This window comes from Streptomyces novaecaesareae, from assembly GCF_000716875.1.
GTDB lineage: Bacteria > Actinomycetota > Actinomycetes > Streptomycetales > Streptomycetaceae > Kitasatospora > Kitasatospora novaecaesareae.
This window is the reverse complement of sequence record NZ_JNWQ01000209.1, coordinates 1-855: the sequence shown is the minus strand read 5'-3', so window position 1 is coordinate 855 and position 855 is coordinate 1. Positions and strand designations below refer to the sequence as shown.

The 855-nt window shown below is 72.7% G+C and carries 1 protein-coding gene; it reads left to right on the top strand.

Going from position 1 to position 855, the window contains the following annotated elements; all coding sequences use genetic code 11:
- Positions 1 to 15 precede the first annotated feature (15 nt).
- Positions 16 to 855: AMP-binding protein (locus tag OP86_RS32525; RefSeq protein ID WP_033334490.1), on the top strand; the 840-nt coding region annotated here is incomplete at its 3' end.

Genomic DNA, 855 nt, shown 5'->3' with positions numbered 1-855 from the left:
GACACCGAGCACGCCGTGCCGGCCGGTGACCTGCACGAGCTGTTCGAGGCGCAGGTGGCGCGGACTCCCGAGGCCGAGGCGGTGGTGTTCGAGAGCGAGACCGTCACCTACGCCGAACTCAATGCCCGGGCGAACCGGTTGGCTCGTCATCTGGTGGCGGCCGGGGCCGGTCCGGAGACGCTGGTCGGGCTGTCGCTGCCTCGGTCCGTCGACCTGGTGGTGGCCACCCTGGCCGTGGCCAAGTCGGGCGCCGCCTACCTGCCGATCGACCAGGCCTACCCCGCCGACCGGCAGGCGTTCATGCTCGCCGACGCCCGCCCGGTGCTCCTGGTGACCGACCGGGCGATGACCGTCCCGGCCCCCCGGGTCACCACGAGGCTGGTGCTGGAGGACATCGCCGAGGCCGTCTCCGGCCGGCGCGCCGACAACCTGGAGACCGGCGACCGGCTCGCCCCCACCGACCCCGACCGGCCCGCATACGTGATCTACACCTCCGGTTCCACCGGCCGCCCGAAGGGCGTTGTGGTCACGCATCGGGGTATTGCGAACCTGGCGGCGGCGCAGGTGGACCGGTTCGGGATCACGGCGGGCAGTCGGGTGCTGCAGTTCGCGTCGCTGAGTTTCGATGCGGCGTTCTCGGAGCTGAGCACGGCGCTGTTGTCGGGTGCGACGGTGGTGCTGGCGCCGAGTGCGCGGTTGATGCCGGGCGAGCCGTTGGCTGCCCTGCTTGCCGAGCAGGCGGTGACGCATGTGACGCTGCCGCCGGCGGCGCTTGCGCAGCAGCCCGTTGACGGCGGGTTGCCGGAGGGGATGACGCTGGTGCTGGCCGGTGAGGCGGCGCCGGCGGAGTTGGTG